Source organism: Paenibacillus puerhi (genome assembly GCF_009846885.1).
GTDB lineage: Bacteria > Bacillota > Bacilli > Paenibacillales > NBRC-103111 > Paenibacillus_G > Paenibacillus_G puerhi.
On record NZ_WUWM01000003.1, the window covers coordinates 68,556 to 88,407 of the forward strand.

General features: G+C 46.5%; 21 protein-coding genes and 1 riboswitch. Of the genes, 9 read left to right on the forward strand and 12 right to left on the reverse strand.

The window, feature by feature from the left end:
- Positions 1–74: 74 nt before the first annotated feature.
- The gene (locus GSF01_RS03770) at positions 75–995 is read right to left on the reverse strand and encodes a YndJ family transporter (RefSeq protein ID WP_159881689.1); all 921 of its coding nucleotides are present in this window, start codon (positions 993–995) and stop codon (positions 75–77) included.
- Between the two features lie 244 nt (positions 996–1,239).
- Here GSF01_RS03770 and GSF01_RS03775 point away from each other — a divergent pair, with 244 nt between their 5' ends.
- From GSF01_RS03775 to GSF01_RS03785, 3 genes are all read left to right on the forward strand, one after another.
- Positions 1,240–2,817, forward strand: a complete 1,578-nt coding sequence (locus GSF01_RS03775; protein ID WP_159881690.1) for a class I adenylate-forming enzyme family protein — start codon at positions 1,240–1,242, stop codon at positions 2,815–2,817.
- A 106-nt stretch (positions 2,818–2,923) separates the two neighbouring features.
- Positions 2,924–3,526 (forward strand): class I SAM-dependent methyltransferase, encoded by a 603-nt coding sequence (locus GSF01_RS03780; RefSeq protein WP_159881691.1) that lies wholly within the window; start codon positions 2,924–2,926, stop codon positions 3,524–3,526.
- Between the two features lie 23 nt (positions 3,527–3,549).
- Positions 3,550–4,326 carry a pirin family protein gene (locus GSF01_RS03785; protein ID WP_159881692.1) on the forward strand — a complete coding sequence of 259 codons (777 nt, stop codon included), beginning with the start codon at positions 3,550–3,552 and terminating at the stop codon, positions 4,324–4,326.
- 230 nt (positions 4,327–4,556) lie between these two features.
- Here GSF01_RS03785 and GSF01_RS03790 read toward each other — a convergent pair whose 3' ends face one another.
- The 4 genes from GSF01_RS03790 to GSF01_RS03805 all read right to left on the reverse strand — a co-directional run bounded on the left by GSF01_RS03790 (position 4,557) and on the right by GSF01_RS03805 (position 6,343).
- Positions 4,557–4,841, reverse strand: coding sequence for a hypothetical protein (locus GSF01_RS03790; protein WP_159881693.1), 285 nt, complete (start codon positions 4,839–4,841; stop codon positions 4,557–4,559).
- A gap of 3 nt (positions 4,842–4,844) precedes the next feature.
- Positions 4,845–5,177 (reverse strand): zinc ribbon domain-containing protein, encoded by a 333-nt coding sequence (locus GSF01_RS03795; RefSeq protein ID WP_328803635.1) that lies wholly within the window; start codon positions 5,175–5,177, stop codon positions 4,845–4,847.
- Entirely contained in the window at positions 5,095–5,376 is a 282-nt protein-coding gene (locus GSF01_RS03800) for a recombinase family protein (RefSeq protein ID WP_159881695.1), read from the reverse strand. Before GSF01_RS03800 ends, GSF01_RS03795 begins: the two co-directional genes overlap by 83 nt.
- Before the next feature lie 160 nt (positions 5,377–5,536).
- Entirely contained in the window at positions 5,537–6,343 is an 807-nt protein-coding gene (locus GSF01_RS03805) for a recombinase family protein (RefSeq protein WP_328803640.1), read from the reverse strand.
- 123 nt (positions 6,344–6,466) lie between these two features.
- On the opposite strand from GSF01_RS03805, the gene GSF01_RS03810 reads away from it, so the two are divergent.
- On the forward strand, positions 6,467–7,324 hold the full coding sequence (locus GSF01_RS03810; RefSeq protein WP_159881697.1) for a hypothetical protein: 858 nt from the start codon (positions 6,467–6,469) through the stop codon (positions 7,322–7,324).
- A 221-nt stretch (positions 7,325–7,545) separates the two neighbouring features.
- Here the strand turns inward: GSF01_RS03810 and GSF01_RS03815 are convergent, their stop codons facing one another.
- Entirely contained in the window at positions 7,546–7,731 is a 186-nt protein-coding gene (locus GSF01_RS03815; RefSeq protein WP_159881698.1) for a hypothetical protein, read from the reverse strand.
- Between the two features lie 466 nt (positions 7,732–8,197).
- On the opposite strand from GSF01_RS03815, the gene GSF01_RS03820 reads away from it, so the two are divergent.
- From GSF01_RS03820 to GSF01_RS03830, 3 genes are all read left to right on the forward strand, one after another.
- Complete coding sequence (locus GSF01_RS03820; RefSeq protein WP_159881699.1) at positions 8,198–9,031, forward strand: hypothetical protein; 834 nt, start codon at positions 8,198–8,200, stop codon at positions 9,029–9,031.
- Positions 9,032–9,207: 176 nt separating this feature from the next.
- The gene (locus GSF01_RS03825; protein WP_159881700.1) at positions 9,208–10,662 is read left to right on the forward strand and encodes a DUF5677 domain-containing protein; all 1,455 of its coding nucleotides are present in this window, start codon (positions 9,208–9,210) and stop codon (positions 10,660–10,662) included.
- Positions 10,652–11,752 carry a hypothetical protein gene (locus GSF01_RS03830; RefSeq protein WP_159881701.1) on the forward strand — a complete coding sequence of 367 codons (1,101 nt, stop codon included), beginning with the start codon at positions 10,652–10,654 and terminating at the stop codon, positions 11,750–11,752. The genes GSF01_RS03825 and GSF01_RS03830 overlap by 11 nt, the downstream gene beginning before the upstream one ends.
- A 730-nt stretch (positions 11,753–12,482) precedes the next feature.
- Here the strand turns inward: GSF01_RS03830 and GSF01_RS03835 are convergent.
- Together GSF01_RS03835 and GSF01_RS03840 are read right to left on the reverse strand one after the other, a co-directional pair.
- Positions 12,483–12,749, reverse strand: a complete 267-nt coding sequence (locus tag GSF01_RS03835; RefSeq protein ID WP_159881702.1) for a thioredoxin domain-containing protein — start codon at positions 12,747–12,749, stop codon at positions 12,483–12,485.
- Positions 12,750–12,751: 2 nt separating this feature from the next.
- Entirely contained in the window at positions 12,752–13,165 is a 414-nt protein-coding gene (locus GSF01_RS03840; RefSeq protein WP_159881703.1) for a heavy metal-responsive transcriptional regulator, read from the reverse strand.
- A 160-nt stretch (positions 13,166–13,325) separates the two neighbouring features.
- Positions 13,326–13,404, forward strand: a riboswitch (ZMP/ZTP riboswitch).
- A gap of 65 nt (positions 13,405–13,469) precedes the next feature.
- Between GSF01_RS03840 and GSF01_RS03845 the strand changes: the two genes are divergently transcribed.
- Both GSF01_RS03845 and GSF01_RS03850 read left to right on the forward strand, forming a co-directional pair.
- Positions 13,470–14,042 (forward strand): DJ-1/PfpI family protein, encoded by a 573-nt coding sequence (locus tag GSF01_RS03845; protein ID WP_159881704.1) that lies wholly within the window; start codon positions 13,470–13,472, stop codon positions 14,040–14,042.
- A gap of 7 nt (positions 14,043–14,049) precedes the next feature.
- Complete coding sequence (locus GSF01_RS03850; RefSeq protein WP_159881705.1) at positions 14,050–14,538, forward strand: GNAT family N-acetyltransferase; 489 nt, start codon at positions 14,050–14,052, stop codon at positions 14,536–14,538.
- 103 nt (positions 14,539–14,641) lie between these two features.
- Here GSF01_RS03850 and GSF01_RS03855 read toward each other — a convergent pair whose 3' ends face one another.
- From GSF01_RS03855 to GSF01_RS03870, 4 genes are read right to left on the reverse strand one after another with little or no spacing between them, the layout of a single operon-like run.
- A complete protein-coding gene (locus GSF01_RS03855) occupies positions 14,642–16,078 on the reverse strand; it encodes a four-carbon acid sugar kinase family protein (RefSeq protein ID WP_235941259.1) in 1,437 nt (478 codons plus the stop codon).
- Positions 16,079–16,085: 7 nt separating this feature from the next.
- A complete protein-coding gene (locus tag GSF01_RS03860) occupies positions 16,086–17,345 on the reverse strand; it encodes a ribulose-bisphosphate carboxylase large subunit family protein (RefSeq protein ID WP_159881706.1) in 1,260 nt (419 codons plus the stop codon).
- Positions 17,342–18,070 (reverse strand): aspartate/glutamate racemase family protein, encoded by a 729-nt coding sequence (locus tag GSF01_RS03865; RefSeq protein ID WP_159881707.1) that lies wholly within the window; start codon positions 18,068–18,070, stop codon positions 17,342–17,344. The genes GSF01_RS03860 and GSF01_RS03865 overlap by 4 nt, the downstream gene beginning before the upstream one ends.
- A gap of 47 nt (positions 18,071–18,117) precedes the next feature.
- Positions 18,118–19,842, reverse strand: coding sequence for a hypothetical protein (locus GSF01_RS03870; RefSeq protein WP_159881708.1), 1,725 nt, complete (start codon positions 19,840–19,842; stop codon positions 18,118–18,120).
- Between the last annotated feature and the right edge of the window lie 10 nt (positions 19,843–19,852).

A 19,852-nucleotide genomic window follows, 5' to 3' on the forward strand; every position in this document is an offset into this window, starting at 1 on the left:
ACGGGGTGGGCTCTTTTTTTCCAGGTGTCCGACCTACTCGGCTCTCCTTTGCCGTTATCATGCTGCTCACTATACTACGCTTTTTGCGAATCTATCATGTACACCCACCCGATCAGTCCGCTTAAGACAAAACCAAACGCATGCAGCGATCCGTAAATCGGGATGAAATCGAGTATGGTTAAGGAAAACATGTTTTTCAGCAAAGGATAGAACATGGAGAGAACGACAATTGAGTAAAAAGCCATGCAAGAAAGGATTAAAAAGAAGGCTGACTTGTTGGGCACTGAATTTTTCTTCAAATAAGCTAGGAGATATGTGGTGTAAATCGCAATGTTACATGCGAACAAGGTGACGCCTATGTACTCCAGCGGCTTCGAGAAAATAATACCGACAGCGATTAGTATGGGTCCGACGATATCGAAGGCGACGACCCAGGGATACCAGCTTTTCTTCGTCATGATCCGTCCCAGTACACCGATAAAAATCGGAACAATCGCAGAAGAGAAATGAAAGTGTACTGAACTCAGGGCGTGCGTTGCGGGATTAGCGCGGAAAAGGTCGATTTGGTATTGATATAGGACGAACCATATGCCTCCGATAAAAAAGTAAACGAGCCCCGCACCAATCGCTATTTCCGCTAACCTTCCCCTATGATTCACAATAAGAGTCAGGCCGTAGATGCAGAGCAGTAATGTGAACAGCAGCCATCCCAGGGAAAGGGCTCCTGGTATTGCCGTGCTTTCCAGCCCTAACGCCTTGCTGCTAATGACGGAGACTAAGGCAAAAAGCGCCGCGGGAAATTGAAGCAGCCTAATGGCGGCAAAAATGATCCGTTGATGGTTATTTTGTTCATCATATCTCAATAGTATTATCACGAGAGGTACAATGACGAGTGCGGCAAACAGAAGAAATTTCTCGACAAGATTGAATAAAAAGTAATCTTGAAGAAATATAAGGATGATGAGGATTCCACCGAAAATCACTGGTACTGCCATTCATGAATGTTCCTTTCTACCTGTTCTAGCAAAGCATCGTATGAAGGAAAAGACTTTTAAATAAAAAGTGTACCATTTGAAATCAGAATCTAGCAACTGCCGGGCCGCAATCCTCATTTATTAGTAAAAATAATGCATTTTATTGGAAAGACTAATCCCCCCTCCTACCCTATACGTGGTAAGCTCTAATTAATCCAAGTTTTAACACATGAATAATGTAAATTGATCTTCTGGGGGCGATTACATGCTTTTATCTGAACGATTGCCATTGGCAGCAAGTTTGTATCCCGAAGCGCCAGCGCTCATACGTCATGGTCAGCTGCTAACTTACGGGGAACTCTATCACCTTGCTAAACAGCTCAGTTACGCTCTGTATTCCGAAGGTCTCAGGCCCGGTGATCGACTCGCCCTTCTAGGCGATCCTGATCCCAAACTTGTTCTAATGCTCTATGCTGCGGTTGAAATCGGTGCAATCCCGCTCGTTCCATCCCCTTTGCTCACTGCAATGGAGATCGCAGCCATTCTTGAAGATGCGGAACCGAAGATCTTGATCCATGACAAGCGTTATGCCGATTTCGCTAACTCCACGGTACAGCTTCTCTCTAATCCTCCGAAAATGTTAACAACCGATGAAGGTTCTACGGCTTCCACATCGCTGAGTTCTCTTTTACGGAAGGATATTACCCCACCTCCAACCGGTGCTTGCAAACGAAGTGCAGACGATACAGCCGTTCTGATCTATACAGGCGGAACAACGGGCAGACCGAAGGGAGTCATGCATTCTCATCGCGGCATGTCAGCCTGGAATCAATTTACTCCCTTGGCCGGATTCGGTTATGATCAGGGACGTCGTGTGCTGGTACTCAACATATCGCATCTTGTTGGACAGTTTCAGCTGTGGGCAACCATCGCTGCTGGAGGCTGTCTGGTGTTTCTGGACGAGTATCCGGCAAGCGTCCACCGCATCCTTGAGGCAGTGGAACGGGACCGGATTACGCATCTCAGCACGGTCGGCAAGCTGCTTCGTGACCTTACACGCGAAGCAGCAGCAGCTGGCTCAGATATGACAAGCCTGAAGGTGATCGGTTGTGGAGGCTCCATCATGGCGCCGGAAACTTTGCGAGAATCGATTGTTCAATTTTCAGGAGCGTTGGTCGTCAACAACTATTCGCAAGCGGAATGCGGAATGTCTATCAGCCGATTATTTCCCATCCATCATCTCAATGATCTGACGCGTCTTCGATCCGTAGGCCGCCCTGCCGATCTAGCTACCCAAGGAGAGCTGGCCTTTCAAGTTCGGATTATTGACGAGGAAGGCCGGGAGGCGGAAATCAACGAGCCCGGTGAAATCATTGTTCGTGGTGCGCAAACTATGACCGGGTATTGGCGCCAACCGGGGACGTCTAACGAAGCGATGTTGGGCGGCTGGCTCCGGACCGGAGATGTCGGTTGTCTGGATGCCGATGGCTATCTTTATGTATTGGATCGACTGAAGGACATGGTTATCGTAGGCGGCTCCAACGTATACTGTGCCGAAGTGGAGCAGGTGATCTCAACTCATGAGATCGTTAGTGATTCGACGGTGATCGGACTCCCCCTGCCCTGCGAAGGCGAGAAGCTTGTCGCTTGCGTCGTTCTGCGGGACGGAGGCAGCCTGACTTTGGAACAACTGCAGGCATTTTGCGAACCGGCTCTCGCCAGGCATAAATGGCCAACCCAGCTGTTCATCCTAGATTCTTTGCCTCGAACGGTCGTGGATAAGGTAGACAAAAAGCAGCTGCGCAAGCAATTATCCAATCAAGCTGCCGTGCAATCTGAATAGCTGTCGAACTCGTGTCGGTCATTTTCAATATGTTGAACAGGTCAAAGGACCATGTATGGAGAAGTACTATGGAGTAGTTGAAATCACGTCGACAGGAGAGTTACTAATGGGAAATACGGATAAGTTTGAGATGATAGCTAACATGTATGACACTCCGGAAAGAATCCATATTGCAAAGGTATCGTCAGATGCCATTCGTAGCTATTTAGTTGACGCTAAGGATAAGCATGCTATTGATTTTGGTTGTGGAACTGGTCTTGTCGGATTGAATTTGTTAGACGATTTTCATTCTATACTATTTCTGGACACATCCCAAAACATGATTAATCAAATCAAGCAAAAAATTACGGATTTAAATATTCAGAATGCAGATACATGTGTCTTTGATTTTGAACAGGAAAGCCTGTCGGATTTTCATACTGACTATATTTTCATGGCTCAGGTTCTGCTTCATATTCATGATGTTGAATCCTTGCTATCCAGGTTATTTCATGTTCTGAATGAAGGCGGACATTTACTAATCGTAGATTTTAATAAAAATGAGAACATAGTCTCGGATCTCGTTCATAACGGATTTCATCAAGTAGAGCTGACTGACACGATGACGAAGATAGGGTTTAGGGATATTCAATCCAAAACTTTTTATTCTGGAAGTAACCTATTCATGGGACAGGATGCATCTATGTTTGTTCTTGATTGTCGGAAGTAAACTCATATCGGAGGATGAATGCGGTGACCATTCGGATTTATTCCATTGATGAACAAGCTTCAGGTCAATTTGATGAAGGTAAGATTACGGAGCAAAAACCGATCGGGTTTCCCGGGGAAGGGTCAGCCGTTGATCGTGTTGGAACGTTGTTTTATTGGGCGTGGTTTCGCACAAAGGAAGAAGGCAATCTCCCTATGCACCCCCATCGCGGATTTGAGATCTTGTCTTATTTGTTAGCGGGCTCTGTTCATCATCGGGATACGCTTGGGAATGAGCGATCGATCCAAGCGGGTGGTTTGCAGCTCATGCAAACAGGCAGCGGGGTTCAGCATGCCGAAACGTACGGGAAGGAAACCTCCGGGTTTCAAATCTGGTTCGAACCCTTTATGGGCGAAGCGAACTATGCCACGCCAACTTATGTGGATTATGAAGACCGGGATTTCCCTGTTCAAATCCGAAACAAGGCAAGAATCAAAACCATTGTAGGTCCAGGCTCCCCGGTTCAAATGGTAGCAGACGCTCAGATGTGGGATCTTATACTTCCTGCGGGGCAGTCCTTTGAGCATGAGATTCCCGAAGGATATTCTATTGCGGGGCTTACTGTAGAGGGTGAGTCCACTTGGCAATTCGAGATCCATACGTATCAAGTAAGCGCCCATGAGTTCACAGTCTGCGCAGCGGAAAAGACGCAAACCTTGCATATCCAGTCCAAAGAACGGGCGGATTCACGGATCATCCTCATTCAAGTTCCTAGCGTCCTCCCATATCCCTCCTATAAAGAAGTCAAAGTTCGCTTATAACTTGAATTTAAGCGGAACCGATTGAAGACATGGTGTAACATGTTACCGAGACGGAGAAGGGGTCATCCGTTACGGATCCTAAAACTTGCCATTACAGATAGCGCGGAGAACCGTATCACCGCTGAGTATAACGTTTTTGTCGTTATTCTCATCAGCATGTTGATTGGGCACTTAGAACTTGAACTCGATGCTCTTTAAAGTCTTATCCGGGTTGAGATTGATGCGCTCGATCAGCGACTCCAGAAGCTACTTTTTAAGCTGTACGTCAGCGTTTTCCATGAGCATATCGAAGTTTCGAGAATTAGGAGAATCTCATTTGCATCATATGACGTGTTCAGCGCTTTTGCGAGCTCAAGTTCCATTTGTGCGAGTTTAGGCGTTAACTCTTCCAGCATTAAATCGATTTCTTTCTTAAAATCTCTATACCCTTCGATGGTGATTTGTTCCAAGATTTTCTTGTTTCTAAGTTCAGGCAGCTTGGTTTTAAGTTTTTGGATTTGTTTTTCCGTTTCCATGATCTATTTTTCAAGTAACTTTGTATCAATGTTGCTTTCAGAATTTAACTCTTGGATGATATCTTCAATGATTTTTCGATTGGTGACGATATTTTTGATACGTGCTAACACTGTATGTTCCAGCGCTTTTGCTCTTATCAAATTTGGATTGCAGCCTCGAATATTCTTGTAAACGCTGCAAGTGTAGTAGCGGCCGTGATTGTCATTGTTTTTGCGTTGTCCTGTGGGCTGAAAATTCATCCTGCCGCCGCATTCAGGCAGGAAGCAGTCCGGACAGCAAATGCGGATTCGACGGTATTCTTCGCGTTGCTCTGCGGTTGCTGCGCAGGATTTCATGCGCTTTACCAAATAGGTCTTTACTGATGATCGGATCGTGTTTCCCTTGCACCAAAATGTACTCCTGTTGCTTCTCTCGCTTTTTTCTGACCTCATGATGTTTGGTTTTTCTGTATCGAATGCAGCCTTTGTAAGCCGGATTTTCAAGAATAGTCAGGATTGCGGTATGCGTGAACGGTTTGCTGTTCTTTGTTTTCAAAATCAAGAAACCCCAGATCATTCAGCCACTTGCCCTGAATTCTGATCTGAGGTATTTGTCGGTTATTCACGAATGCGCTGGAGACGGTCAGGAATCGCATCTTCTTGTCTATCGTCATGCGCACGTTTTCCTTTTCTCTTCTCGAAGCGCCTGCACCTTATTAAATAATTGCTTGGATACGATTGCCGGAATCGAAAGCTTTCACCTGAATTTGATTCTTTTCTTTCTTGCCGTCATAGGTGAGTACGCCGATATAGGCTCTATTTCGCAACATGTAGCATAACGAAGTCCTTGACCCAATTTTAGTCGTATCAGAGCTTCCAGAATCGTCTCCAGACTGTTTTTGCAGCGAACTAATATATATTGCAATATAACCATAGCTCTTGCCCTCAGCGTACATCAGGATCATCTGACGAACGAGCTTTACTTTCTTTTCGATTACCGTAAATTGTCCATCTGTTATGGTGTAGCGGAAAGGAATTTTTCCACCTGCATACTTGCCTGATTTTGCCGTGACGATGCGGCTAGAACGAGTTCTTTCGTTGATCAAGTCGCGCTCAAATTCCGCAAAGCTGCCAAGCATTTGAAGCGTGAGCATACCTTGCGTTGAGGTGTCGAAGCTTTCAGACACGCTTATGAATGCAATATCGTGCGGTTGCAGGTCGTCTTCGATCATGATGAGGAAATTTTTGAGATGACGGTGAATGCGATCTGATTGGAAGACGATAATCGCGTCAATCTCATTGCTTTTGTCTTGCGCAAACTCAAGCATTTTCGCATATTCGACTCTTTTGTCAATCTTCGAACCGGACTTTGCTTCATCGACAAACATTTCTTTAAATTTCCAATCTTGGCTGGTACAATAGGCATAGATTCGCTTCTTCTGTTCTGCTACTGAAGTGTTGTCTTTTGGGGAGTCGGAACTAATGCGAACGTAGCCAACGACTGATTTGATGAACTGTTTTATGCGCTAACCTCCTCTAAGTAAATTCCATAAAAATCCGTGTGGACATTTTACTGAGCGGGAGATTATTTGTACATTGAATTGCTAATTGGACAACACTTATATTGCCTTCAAGGAGTTTGAGTAGTGAAAAAAGAAGAACTGCTAGACATATTAACTCATGATAGAAAAACACCTATAAAGTTAAGAAGAAGGGCTATATTAAAGAGGGTATTTGCATTTTTAGCCGTCGGACTGGGTCTGCTGCTAATCATTTCGCTTATTAAATTTCTTGTTTTGGGAGTAACCTTGCAAAGCTCGAAGATGAACTATCGGGAGTTTCTCTTAATAGTTGGGTGGTTTATTTCGATTATCGGCTTAATTATATCGGACAGCTACAATCCACTAACCAAAATCAAGGGGTTCAACAACCAATTTTTTGTGCTAATTGAGTTGGTTATTTCTGAAATTGAAAGCAAAAAAAGGACTCGTTTTAACTTGAATGAATTAATTATGCTGTTCAAAAGATATTTACACAACATGAATGATCATGCAAAATCCCTCTATATTTTTGAAAGCAGCGACATTTCTTCAGTAACATCCAGACTCTCTAATATCCCATACAGTAAGTTTCACAGTTTAATTGATAACAACCAAGAGCAAATATTGGCCTTTTTTAAATCTTTGAATAGCCAGTACGAAAACAAAATTAACGATCGGGCAGTCGTAGAGAAGGAGTATGCCATACTACTGGATTATATAAATCAGATCAATAATTATACACCCGTTAATCCAGATAAGATGAAATGGATTTCTGAAATATTTGAATTTTTAAAAAGAAAGAAAAAAGGCATATTAATTTCGCTAATTGTGTTTTTTGCAATAGTTGGAATTTTACTTGATTTGCTGGGAGTAAGTGATTTGAAATATGTCAAATATTTTGCATACATCACCGGGGCTATTGGTTTAATTTTGTCAGTACTATCATCCAAAGATAAAGAGTAGGCGTCTAACTAATTACAATTACTTGGACAAATATGACTGCGCGGCGCAGGAATGGCGTGGACTTTGAACAGACCGTTGCAATTGTCATTCATCCTTCTTCTTCTTTTCACTCTGCCAAACAAAAATGATATTACAAGTAGTCATTAAAAAAGTGACTACTTGTAGTATCATTTTTGAATAAGCTATGCAATTAAAATAGATGGCCGCTGAATCCCCGAATGCTATTCTTCTGCAATTTCCACTTCGATCATTCTGCCAACTAGATCGTTCATTTCGCTGTTCAATAAAAGCAGCTTGTGCAATTCGTCTTCGGTCAGAGCTGTGATGCCCTGCTTTTGTAGTAGCTGATCTTTCTCCTTGACGCTCCTGACATACTGGCTGATTAGCTCATTTCGTGAGTCATCCACTATGTTCAACTCCCTTCCTTCAATTAATGAAGCAGATTTTACTGCGCTGCATGCTGAAAAGTATACAGCGACTTGAGGTGGAGGGGGCGGGTCTGGTAGGCTGATGCCCGGCGCGAGAGGTGTCCATGACATGAACACAATCAAGCCGATCAGAAGTGCCAGACTTAGCATAATCACGTTATAAAACACAACCGGATGCGTTTATGCCTGACCCCGCAATGAGGGCAAAACACGAACCGTCAAACCTTCATCAAGATCGCAGCGGAGATCATCAAGGATGCGTTAGCTAATCAACAAGCAGGAGCCAAGACAAAAGCAAAACAAGGGGAGCGATAAGCCCCTTTTTGACTAAGCGTGCTACTAACATGTTAACGAATCCTATGTTATGCTAGAGAAATATGAAGTAATATTATGGAAGTTCGCAAATAACCCAAATAATCCTTCGTAATTCAAAGGAGATAAGTTGATGAAACGATATAGAGTTATTGGAATGGCTTTCGATTCTCGAGCAATGATTCTAAACACTGAGATCAAAGATGATTGGACAGAAGACATAAAGTTACAGTGGCAGCAAAATAAAAATACAATAACAGAAGGTGTTCAGTACCAATATGGAAATCATAATTTCCAAAATAAATTAGAGAACTTCAAAGAGTTCGGACCGATTCCATTTTCAATTATCGCTTACCATAATAAGTTTTTCGATCAAATTAGAAACGCTTATGTAGTTGGTTCATACTATCCTGCACTTACTGCAACTTGTTCATTAGGTGAAAGAATATTAAATCACCTGATCATAACACTGAGAGATGATTTTAGAAAAACACCGCAATATAAAGATGTTTACTCCAAAAACTCCTTCGATAATTGGGACAGGGCAATAAAAATATTAAACGAGTGGAATGTATTGCTACCGGATGTGATTTCTCTATTTCATCAGCTAAAGGATCTAAGAAATTTTTCAATTCATTTTAATCCTAATACAGAAGCCGAAGATAAAAAATACGCGCTTAATGGTATTCAAATACTAAAAAGAATTATTGAACTTCAATTTGGAATTGGTGGACAACCATTAAGGCCATGGTTTATTAATACGATTCCAGGTGCATTCTATGTGACTAAGGAAGCTGAAGAATGGCCATTTGTCAAAAGAGTCATTTTACCAAGTTGTGTTCAAGTGGGCTATAAACATAGACTTGAGATATCTGGAAATTTATTTAAGGTAATTGACGATAATCAGTATGACGATAAAGAAATCAGTGATGATGAGTTTAAAGATTTGTTAGCTGTAGCGACTTGATGAAGAGAACAATGTGCCGTATTCACGCTTCGGGCTTACTCGTACGCCTTCGATGCAGCGGATAGTCCCTCAGGGGTTTATGAATGTGAGGACGTTAAAAGAGTTTTTCGAGGAAAAGCTTATATCAACAGAATTGGTAATTGTGATAATAAAAACAATTTGAGAGGAGCAATTTTGTGGAGCATAGCAAGCTTTCTGATCATACATTCAAAAAAGGGAAATTTATTACCCCATGGAATGAGTTGTTGACGGAAATTACACGAGAGAACTCTTGGTACCATGGAAGGTTGCCAGAGTATCTATGGTTAGCTTTAATTATTAAGTTTTATGGAAGAGATGAAGGGTTGTCAAAATGCAACATTATTCTAAAAAAAATAAAAGAACAAGCCCCTGCATTAACTACCCCAAGATTTTCAAAAATACTTGAACTGGATACTGATAAACAAACTGAAGTATTTAATTATATTTCAACGGTTATAACTGCTCGAGTACTAGCACCATTGACGGCTATTTTTACTTATACTAGCTATCCAATATTCTCCTCGAAATTTCATTCCTCTATTTCAGTTGAGGAAAGAATTGCAACGATAAACAGCTTAATGAAGGAGACTAGCGATCATCAAACACACCTCTCAACAGATGTACGTTTTATCGTACTTTACTTTCATTTAATGTCGGGAAAATTACAAATGCCAAGAGAAGAGCTGGAAGTGCTCTTGAAGTATCCTCAATTATCCCATGAAGATGAACTGATGAGAAGAATTCGACCAATGGTACGTTCATTGGAAATGATGTTACTAGAGTTTGAACCTTTTGATGCGAGATATCTAGATATATTTTGGGAGGCTGTTAGTAGAATGAGTGATTGCGAGTTGTTTTATATTAAAATTTCCGACGATCTTCCCGACACACAGGATTATATGAAGCAGATCAAAGTAATACTAGAGTACTATACGGATTTGCTAACTTCAGCGAATCCACTTGATAATAAAATGCTGGTGTTATTAGGAATTACCACTTATTCCTATAAAAGGTTGATGGAGTTAGTTGATCATGAACTCTTCAATACAATTTCAGGGAGAAGTATTGTACGCACTCTAATAGAGGATTGTATTATGATGAAATATCTACTAAAGCATGAAGCATCGCACAGTGATATATGGACTGAATATCAGTATTATGGAATTGGCCAATACAAGCTGATTGTAGAAAGGTACAGACAATCGGGTAAGGAGTTACCTAACAGTCATGTTGCTTATAATTACATGGATATTTTAGTTGGTGAATATAAAAACAAAGAGTCTATCGACATGGACACTACATATTTTGACAAACAAAATATCAGGGGGAAAGCTATTAGTGTGGATGAAAAAGAACTCTTTGATTTTTATTATGATTATGATTCAGCGTTTGAACATGGGCTCTGGGGAGCGATTCGCGAAAGTTCCTTAATAAAGTGCAATACACCTTCGCATCAGTATCATTGTGTTCCAGATATCGAAAATAATCAGATATTAAATAGCGTTTGGCATGATTGTGTTAAGATTATGAATAATACTCTTGGTATTCTAGAGGATGTGTTTGGACTCCCTCCACATTTATCGAAAGGTGTAAAGGAATATGAGCAATAACATATTAATTGATGAGTTGCATCGTATTCAAATTGAATATAAGAGTGTTTTGGAGACCGCATTAACAAACATCTATAAAAAAGAATCCAGCGCCGTTATAGATGAAATCGGGGTATTTTGGGAGCGAAATAAGAAAGTTGTTCAGTGTATTTTGCGGTATCTATTTCCTCCATATGAGGGATATGTCTTTACTTCGGCAACGATTCTGGACTTAGATGATAGTGAGCATTACCCATTTATATCACTAGGTAAGTTTCATTTCTGGGATGATCCCATATATAAGTATGTAACGATGCTTCAAAGTACAGAAATAAATAAAGAATTTGATCAAAAAATGAGAAAACAGATAATATCTACAATTGGAGATAATATAAAGATTGTCGATCAAGCATTTGGGGTTATCTACATTTTGCCAATTCGATTGGTTACGGAATCCAATCAGCTAGCTCATAAAGCCGCTACACAGGCCTTTTTTAGTTTGTTTAAAGATGAACTTGATTTTACAACTTATAAAAACAATTTTAAAACAATAAATGATGTAAAGAACGGGTTATTAGCTGGTGTAGAAAAGAGTATTATTTTAACAGAAGCTGAAGAAACAACACTAGATCTTGAAACCCGATTCAAAAATTACAAGGAGACAACAGTTATACCATTATCTCCTGAAGCTACAGATGCAGAAATTTTTTGGTTTGCTGTATATAGTTATTTGTTACAGGCATTCGATACGATACTTGTTAGCATAGAACATAAATTGGTTCCATATATCAGGTATGAAGTAGCTTTTAAATATTTAGTAAAAATCTCTGGAAATTTTGGTGACAACGAGGAACTGTCAGATATGTTGCTTAAATGTGTTGTAGCCCATCTTTTACATCATACCTTTGACAAACAAATAATAGAAGATATTGATTTTAAAGAATACTATAGGTCAGTTCAAAGTTACGATATTGAAAATAAAATATTTGGAGGCCTAAAACAAAAAAAACTTAATTTCGCTGATTTATCACTAAGGGATTTAACAGTAGTAATTGATAATGCTTTTGAATGTTTTTTTACTTGGTTTCATAAAGGACGAATTACACCATGATCTAGGCAACCAGTGATTCTGGGGGTAAACAATACGTTACTGTTTATGGTTGCAGGAGAAAGAAAAGACAATTATCTACATTTGAGTGAAAATAAATAATAAACTAAATATTATTTGGGAGGTATCTTTATACCGAGATATAATATTGCATACATTAGGGAACAAGGTATTGATCTCATTATTATTCCTCTTAACGATTCATTCAGATTTATGAATCGGACTGACCAACAGCAGATCATTTCTGAACTTCAATTGAGGGCTTCTAATGCTGGTCTAAGGGGAACGGTTGTACCTGTATGGGATAACGGTAACGGGCGTATGGCATTTATCGCTCCGGAAAAATGGCATCCATTTTTCAGAAGTATTAGTTTGCAATTTGTTATTTCCAATATTAACCGCGAACTACATTGGTAAACCTCCCAAAATATTTCAAGGAATAATTATTAGAGACTAGGCAGGAGAACGGTTCAGTTTATGGCGGATTTTTAGATGAATTGCTAAATCAGTTTGCTCCGGAGTAAATCAAAAAAGCAGCTCAAGTAGCTGCTTTTTTGATCTATACAACAAACCGCACTTCAAATTTCTCCAAAACGTTATACTGAGACGCAATACGATGAAGCGTGCCATAAGTAAGCTCATCGGCGTTTTCAGAAGCTTCGAAGAGCAATTGAATGCCCTACGTGACTTCTTTCTTGTAGCTTATCGGAGCGAATGATGGTGACTTGATCCTTCATTTCTTAACCAAGCCATGAAACCAGCTTGAGAATTTTCCCCTTACTAGCTTCTCGGAGGGAACTCGTTTTCCATTAATAACAATGGCTGGAAGCGAGGTAATTCCATACTCACTTCGTTTTAAATCCATGTCCGCTTTCGAACCTGTGTCGTTAGCGTCATGAACGAGAATGGAACACCTCGAACAAGCATATTCCTTCACGCGTTCGACCATGTCATCTTCGTTTAAACTGCTGTCTATAAAAATTTCTATGGTTTTACCCATGGCTACCTCATCTCCTTTATTTTAGTTAGAACGGGACATTCCTGTTTCGGCAGCGGAAGCGACTGAACCGGCATTAGGGTCACTTGCTCCAATAACGATTTAAAGCTCTCTAATTGAGCGATTCTTTCTTCAATCTCGTTTACTTTGGCTGTTGCGAATGTGTACATTTCCTTTGATGGATAATAGTCCTGTTGATTAAATAAAGCTAATAGATGTCTGATCTCGTTAAGGGTGAACCCGATGCTCTGGGCTTTCTTAATAAAAATCACATCGTCAACTGCGGATTCCGGAAACATCCGGTATCCCGATTCGTTTCTATCTGGTTTCGCTAGCAATCCTCGTCTCTCATAATATTTTACCGTCTCCACATTCACCTTGGACGCCCTCGCAACCTGACTTATGGTAAGCCCCTTCATGGTATTAGCCTCCTTGCTGTTTATTCTATATCCGGTACTATACTACCGGGTCAATAGGTTTTATAAAAATCCGAGGACGGCACCTACATTCCGCTTCCCTACAGAATAAATAATACTACTTGAATTTCCCATTAACGAGAGGTAAGATTGTGACAACAAATGAACTGTGTGTTACTGGCGTAAACATGGATGACCATGAGGGAGCACACAGATATCTGCCGTACGCCTGGGCAAAGTATTTGATCTTTCGATCAAATGCTTTTTTTTGTATTCAAAAACTCTGGAGAGGTTAGGTGTTTCTGAAATGAAAATGGCGTACATTTTGTTTGACCAAATGACAACTTTGGATTTTGTCGGCTTCTATGAAGCCGTAACATGGATGGGGATTCTAGGGGCGAAAGAAAAGGTAACGTGGGATTTCTGTTCCAATAAAGAGGAGGTCACGGATGACCGCGGATTGACCATCAAAATTAATCATGTTTATCCGGATTTATCCGGCTATGACCTGATCTTTTTACCCGGAGGACTTTCGACCAGACAGCTCAGATTCAACACAGAGTTTATCTCATGGATTCAAACTGCACGCAATGTTGAATATAAAGCTTCTGTTTGCACCGGGTCCTTACTTCTGGGAGCCGCTGGGTTTTTGAACGGAAGAAAGGCAACCACTAATCCCTCTGCGTATGAGCTTCTGGCCCCCTACTGTTCAGAAGTAGTGAAAGAGCGATTTGTACGGGATGGAAACGTATTTACGGGCGGAGGAGTTTCGGCTTCCATTGACCTGGGTTTATATCTAGTTGAATCCCTAACGAATACAGAGGTTGTTCGGCAAGTTCAAGAAAAGATGGTGTACCCTTACTATAGTCCGAGAGGATGAGAAAGATATGCAGATTCGTCCGCTTGAAAAAGATCATCGCCATCAGGTTATGAATGTAATGGCTGAGCATCCTCTTCAATTTCCCGAATTCATCATTAGAAAATATCCTGCACGCTGGGACGCTTATTTAAGTAATGAGGAGGAGGACAATCAAAACTGCGGATATTTTGTGATGTTGGACGAAAATGAACATATTATCGGGCATGCTGGATACCTCTTTAATGATGAGGTAAATCTTTATGAGATTGTCGGCGTGGTCGTCAAGAAGGACCAGAAAAGACGAGGGATAGGAAAAGCTTTAATCAAAGCAGTCTGTAAAAAAATATCGGAATGCGGCGGAGACAAGGTTATTCTTTATACGCTTGGTCATGTGGACAACCAAGACACGTTAATTTTCTATAATAGCATAGGGTTTGAGCAAATAAGCGATGAGAAAGACTATTATTTTCCCGGCTTTCATCGAGTTACTTTTATTAAAGTGCGGCACGGTTGTTAAAAAAAGGCTGTCTCAGAAGGTCATCAAGCGACCTTTGAGAGACAGCCCTTTTTCATAAGAGAAACTCTGCTGCAGTCTTTCTCATCCTCCGCTGCAGCCTCAGTTAAGCGGGATCGCTCCCGAGCAGCACCTTCTCGAAGAACCGCTCGCCGCCTACCTGTCCCCCCTTCAGCACCAGCTCCAGCCCCTCGAATCTGGCATCGGTCGAATACGCCGTGACCAAAGGAGCGCCCGGATCCAGCGCCGCCTTGCAGGCGAGCGCGTAAATGCCGAGCTCGCGCGTAATATAGCCGGAGGTGTCCCCTCCGGCGATCAGCACGCGCGTCAGCCCCGCCTCCGCGACCAGCTCGCGGGTCAGCGCGCCAAGCGCCCGGCCGAGCAGACGACTGCTGTCCTCGGCCTGGAGTCCTTGCTCCGCAAGCACTTCGCGGAGCAGAGCAATGCTGGCGTCGCCCGGACCCGACGCCGAGTACAGCACGACGCTGCGCCCGCTGGCAAGCAGCGCGCAAGCTTCTTCCCGCAGCTGTGCAAGGGCTGCGGGCGCTTTGTCCGGGTGTACCAGCTCCCCAGCGGGTACCCGGACAAGTGCAAAGCCCGCTTCGGCTGCGCGCCCGATCTGCTTCTCGGTAATCGGGGAGCAGCTCCCCGATACGACCAGCAGCCGCTCCGCCGGTGCCGCCTGCAGCGGCTTCGGTGCGGCATCCGGCAGCAGGCCGTTCTGTCGCCAGCAAGCGGTCAGCGCGTATTCGACGCCCGACGAGCCGACGACAAACAAGCTGCCCTCGCTATCCGCTGCGGCTTCCCAGATCAGGCGGCCAGCCGTCTGCAGCCTTGGCTCGTCGAGCACATCGAAGAGCAGCCCGTCGGGACGCTCGGCCTCAAGGATGGCGGCCAAGCGCTGCCGAACAGCTTCGTACGGGCCGTCCAGCGCCCTGATATCCAGCAGCGATACGCTGAGCGGCGTCTGCTTGGCCAAGTGCAGGCGCAGGTCGGCTTCGTCCATCGGCGTAACCGGATGACGCGACATCGTGGGATGACGGTCGAGCCGGTACACGTCCTCGCTCCCCGCAGCAAAGTGATTGCCGAACAAGGTATATCTGCGCAGGTAAGGAACGCCAGCCAGCACCGGCACATAGGGGCTGCCGCCGAACACCTCGCGGCCGAGCTCCATCGCCTTGCCTATGCTGCCTGCTGCAGGAGAAGAATCGAAGGTGGAGCATACCTTGTAATGCACCACAGCAGCCCCGGCGGTCTTCAGCGTCTCGAAAATCGGCCGCAGCTCCCGCTCCATGCGCTCCGGCGAAAGGGAACGGCTGATTCCTGCTACGCCAAAGCAGGAGACGTCGCGGAACCGGCCTTCCAGCAGCTCCCGGGTGGGAGGCTCCAGGAACAGCACAGCGGACAGCCCTGCCAGAAACAACGACTCCAGCACATCGGTCGAGCCGGTAAAGTCGTCGCCATAGTAGCAGAGCAGCCTGCCGCCGCCCTGTCCCTCGCGTCCTTGCTCCGCGCGATCCAGCATCGATGCCGTTCTGCCCATAGCCTGCTCAGCCCTTTCCATATTTCCCGATCGCTCGCAGCAGCTCCGGATGATCGGCCGCATAGACGTCGAGCGGAATGCCTTGCACCGCGGCCTCCCAGCCCTGCTGCATGCTTGCGAATCCGGCTGCCGGGCCATCCGGGTGCGCAAGCATCCCTCCGCCCGCGAGATGCATGACATCGACGGAGCGTAGGGCCTCATAAGTAGGAGCCGCTGTTCCCGCCCACTGCATGGAGGAGACGACCGGCATCGTCTGATAGCCGCCAAGCAGCGGAGCCGTGCAAGCCTCCATCGACCGGATGACCGACTCGTTGCTTTCGTAGAACTTGCTGTTCAGCCCGTTCACGTGAAGCTGATCCGCACCCGCCAGACGGCACAACTTCTGGAAGGCGGTAAATTCCATGCCGAGTAACGGACTTCGGGTCAACATCCCCCACTGATTGCGGTGGGCGTGGATCGGCACTTCGCTGAATGTATTCAGATAGGCCAGACCGCTGAGCCCGATGCTCATCACGCTGACCATCACGCAGCTGCCGCCCGCCTTCACGACCGTATCATGATTGCGACGCAGCTCGTCGATATCCCCGGTGATGTTGAACGCATACATCAGCTTCTTGCCGGTCTTATCCGCCGCCCGCTCCACCGCTTCCATCACCGCCTGAACCTTGGCCGCAAGCGGAGCAAAAGGCGGATTCCCGTTCAGCTCGTCGTCCTTAATAAAGTCCATCCCGGCCAAGGCCAGCTTCATCACGAGCTCCGACAGCTGCTCCGGCGTCAAGCCTATGCTCGGCTTAACGATGGTGCCCAGGATAGGGCGGCCGGTAACCCCCGTCAGCCTTCTTGTTCCCTCGATCCCGAACTTCGGTCCGGGGTAGAGGGCTCCGAAGGCTTCCGGGAGCTCAAGGTCCAGCAGCCGCAAGCCCGACAGCTCCTGCAGCTCATACAGATTCCCCGCTACCGCCGAGAGCAGATTCGGGATCGAAGGGCCGAAGTTATGCAGCGGGAAGGATACCCGGACGACCCCCCTGCGGAATTTCCCGTCGTGACGGGCTGGCGGCTTCGATCCGGGCAAGGACGGCTCCCCCGCTTCGCCAAGAGCCTCGATGCCCTCGACTCTGGCACCATAGCGCTCCTTCAACTCATCCGTTTCGCCCGGAACGGCTGTGAACGTCCCCGTGGATTGCTCGCCCGCGATGACGGCCGCCGCATGCTCCAGCGTATAGGGCGTTTCCACCAGGTAAGACGCGATGACCCGCTCTTCGCTCATCCCGTTTCCCCCTTGCCTTGCGCGGCTGAAGGGGCCGAGGTGGCGGAGACGGCGGTGGCTGTCCGCTCTTGCTCTTCCAATACCGCCTTGACCGCCTCAACGCCCATTCTCGGCGATGACAAGACAGGCTTGCCGGTCGCCTCCCTCAGCTTAGCCTCCATCCTCGCCATGGACCCCTGCGCCAGCACCAGCACATCCGCCTCTTCGGCTATCCGCTGAGCGGTTTCCAGCAGGATCCGGTCATGTCCAGCCGGATTCCCGGATACCAGCTCATCGAAGGCTCCTTCGGCCAGCCCGCTCAGCAGGGTGACTTCCCGCCCGGCCAGCCCGGCCTGCCTGCGTACCAGCCTCATCGTCGGCTCCAGTGTAGACGAAAGCGTCGCCAGCACCCCGATCCGCTCATAGCCCGCCGCCGCAGCCGCGGTCATCGCGTCGTCGATCTTGACGATCGGCACGCCGATAAAGCGGCGCGCCTCGTCTGCGATCTCGCCGACGGAGGAGCAGGTATTCAAAATGACATCGGCTCCAATCTCCTCCGCATGATGAAAATATTGAACCAGCCGGCGCGCCACCCCGGGCGGAACTTCACCGGCGCGCACGACATCGCCGATCAGGCTGTCGTCGATGATATTCACCAGCCTGCAATCCGGCAGCAGCTCCTGGACAATAGCTTTCAAAGGCTCGGCCAGGCCTTGCCCTGTAAATACGGCAACGATCGTTTTCATCTTCCGCCTCCTCCGAATATCCTCATGCCTTCTTCCAAACCTTAACCCTACCAGACAAACTCGCGCTCCAGCCGGCGGTAATCGCCTTCCCGCATCGGCGCCGTGTCATACACCTTGCGGTCGCTGTACAGCGGCTTCTTGGTCCCCTTCGGAGTGATATTCACCACATCGTCGCCCCGCCATTCCGTTTCGAACGTTTGGCCGACGGCATTTTCCAGCGTTTTGCGGAAGCTAAGCGGGAAGGTGACCGTGATGGTCTCGCCCGCCTGGGCTGCCCCAAGCAGCAGGAAATGCTTGTGAACCCAGCGGCTCGGCTCGCTCCCCTTGCCTTCGGTCACTTCGCCGTTCAGCTCGCGGACGAAGCGGATTTTCGTAAATCCGGCCCATTCGGGAATACGGATCTGAAGCCGCTGCACATCCTGGCGGACATGGATAACGACCTTGCCCTCATGAGGCAGGTAGCTGCTGACGTCGAGCCATTTGGAGCCGCGGTTCAGCAGGAAGTTGATGCTGACCGTGCCGTTTTTCTCCGTTACGCTGTTGCTCCAGCCCATAAACAAACCGCGCGTCCCCGAGCCCAGGCAGCAAAGCTGCAGATCGCTCGTGTGCCCGCGCCCTTCATTGACATCGCAGATAAAATCATTGGGCGCAGAATAGCCGGCGAAGGAGCCTCTCGTTCGCTGGGCGACCTTATAGAACGATTTATTGAGTGGGATGTCCTGAGACTTGTCATCCGACTCCTCCACCCAATCCAGATCAAGCAGCTGCGATTCGGTCAGGTGGTTGCGCAGGAACCGTTCCACGACGCCCCAATACTCGACGTAGCCGCTTTGGGCGAGCGAAATGCCGCAAGCGATCAGGTCGACGAGCGAGCACGTCTCATGCTCATAGGCTTGCTCGTGCAGATCGCCCGGCGTCCAGCCGAAGGCGGTGCATTTGGTCAGCGCCCAGTCGTAGCATTTCTTGACCCAGGCGATCATGGCCGCATCGCCCGTAAACATGCCGAACCGGGCGATCGCGTCCAGCGTGCCGAGCCGAGTATGGAAGTGGCCGCTCCGGTAGGCCAGGGAATCGTTGAAGCTGCCGTCCGGGTTGAATACTCCGCTGCGCTCCATGATCATCGCCGTGAAAAACTGGCACAGCTCGAAGGCATCCTCATTGCCGGTCAGCTCATGATACTTGAGCAGAGGCATCACCAGACGGCCGCAGAAGGCGGCGGGGTCGGGCGCCAGCCGCAGCTGGATGCCGTTGGCCGATGGCCAGCCCGTCTCCTTGTATTCCGACGCCGGATAATACCAGACATCCCGCTCCTTGACCGCGATCCGCTTCAAGGCGGCGACGTGGCGGTCGGCCGCTTCCTTGACTAGCGGATTGCGCGACTCCATATACCAGGTGGTCAGGGATAAAATAACCGCGCGCTGGTCGATCAGATTCGCATTGGGCTCCCAGTTGCGGGTCGGATTGACCTGCCGATAGCTCATTCCGTCCTCCTTGAAGAAGGAAAGCAGGTTCTTGCGGTAATGCTCCTCAACATCCTCGCCGTACGTTTCCCCCGACATATGCCGGGCCAAAATAAGTCCGTCGATCATCCGCCCGTGGGAGGAGCCGTAATCCCAGTCCCCATGGGTCATGAAGGCGGGCTTGTGCATCAAATCCGCGTTAAAGAAAGGAATATACTGATGGTCCCGGTCCGCCATGCCGATCATTGCATTGATGGCGTGTCCGGCCCGCTCCTCCAGCATCAGGGTATCGGGTATAAGACGTTTTTCCATGTGCTATCGC

Bases quoted from the DNA above. Each gene is read 5' to 3' on its own strand.
- GSF01_RS03770 (WP_159881689.1), bottom strand. From the start codon at position 995: ATGGCAGTACCAGTGATTTTCGGTGGAATCCTCATCATCCTTATATTT.
- GSF01_RS03775 (WP_159881690.1), top strand. From the start codon at position 1,240: ATGCTTTTATCTGAACGATTGCCATTGGCAGCAAGTTTGTATCCCGAA.
- GSF01_RS03780 (WP_159881691.1), top strand. From the start codon at position 2,924: ATGGGAAATACGGATAAGTTTGAGATGATAGCTAACATGTATGACACT.
- GSF01_RS03790 (WP_159881693.1), bottom strand. From the start codon at position 4,841: ATGGAAACGGAAAAACAAATCCAAAAACTTAAAACCAAGCTGCCTGAA.
- GSF01_RS03795 (WP_328803635.1), bottom strand. From the start codon at position 5,177: ATGAAATCCTGCGCAGCAACCGCAGAGCAACGCGAAGAATACCGTCGA.
- GSF01_RS03820 (WP_159881699.1), top strand. From the start codon at position 8,198: ATGAAACGATATAGAGTTATTGGAATGGCTTTCGATTCTCGAGCAATG.
- GSF01_RS03830 (WP_159881701.1), top strand. From the start codon at position 10,652: ATGAGCAATAACATATTAATTGATGAGTTGCATCGTATTCAAATTGAA.
- GSF01_RS03835 (WP_159881702.1), bottom strand. From the start codon at position 12,749: ATGGGTAAAACCATAGAAATTTTTATAGACAGCAGTTTAAACGAAGAT.
- GSF01_RS03840 (WP_159881703.1), bottom strand. From the start codon at position 13,165: ATGAAGGGGCTTACCATAAGTCAGGTTGCGAGGGCGTCCAAGGTGAAT.
- GSF01_RS03845 (WP_159881704.1), top strand. From the start codon at position 13,470: ATGAAAATGGCGTACATTTTGTTTGACCAAATGACAACTTTGGATTTT.
- GSF01_RS03850 (WP_159881705.1), top strand. From the start codon at position 14,050: ATGCAGATTCGTCCGCTTGAAAAAGATCATCGCCATCAGGTTATGAAT.
- GSF01_RS03855 (WP_235941259.1), bottom strand. From the start codon at position 16,078: ATGGGCAGAACGGCATCGATGCTGGATCGCGCGGAGCAAGGACGCGAG.
- GSF01_RS03860 (WP_159881706.1), bottom strand. From the start codon at position 17,345: ATGAGCGAAGAGCGGGTCATCGCGTCTTACCTGGTGGAAACGCCCTAT.
- GSF01_RS03865 (WP_159881707.1), bottom strand. From the start codon at position 18,070: ATGAAAACGATCGTTGCCGTATTTACAGGGCAAGGCCTGGCCGAGCCT.
- GSF01_RS03870 (WP_159881708.1), bottom strand. From the start codon at position 19,842: ATGGAAAAACGTCTTATACCCGATACCCTGATGCTGGAGGAGCGGGCC.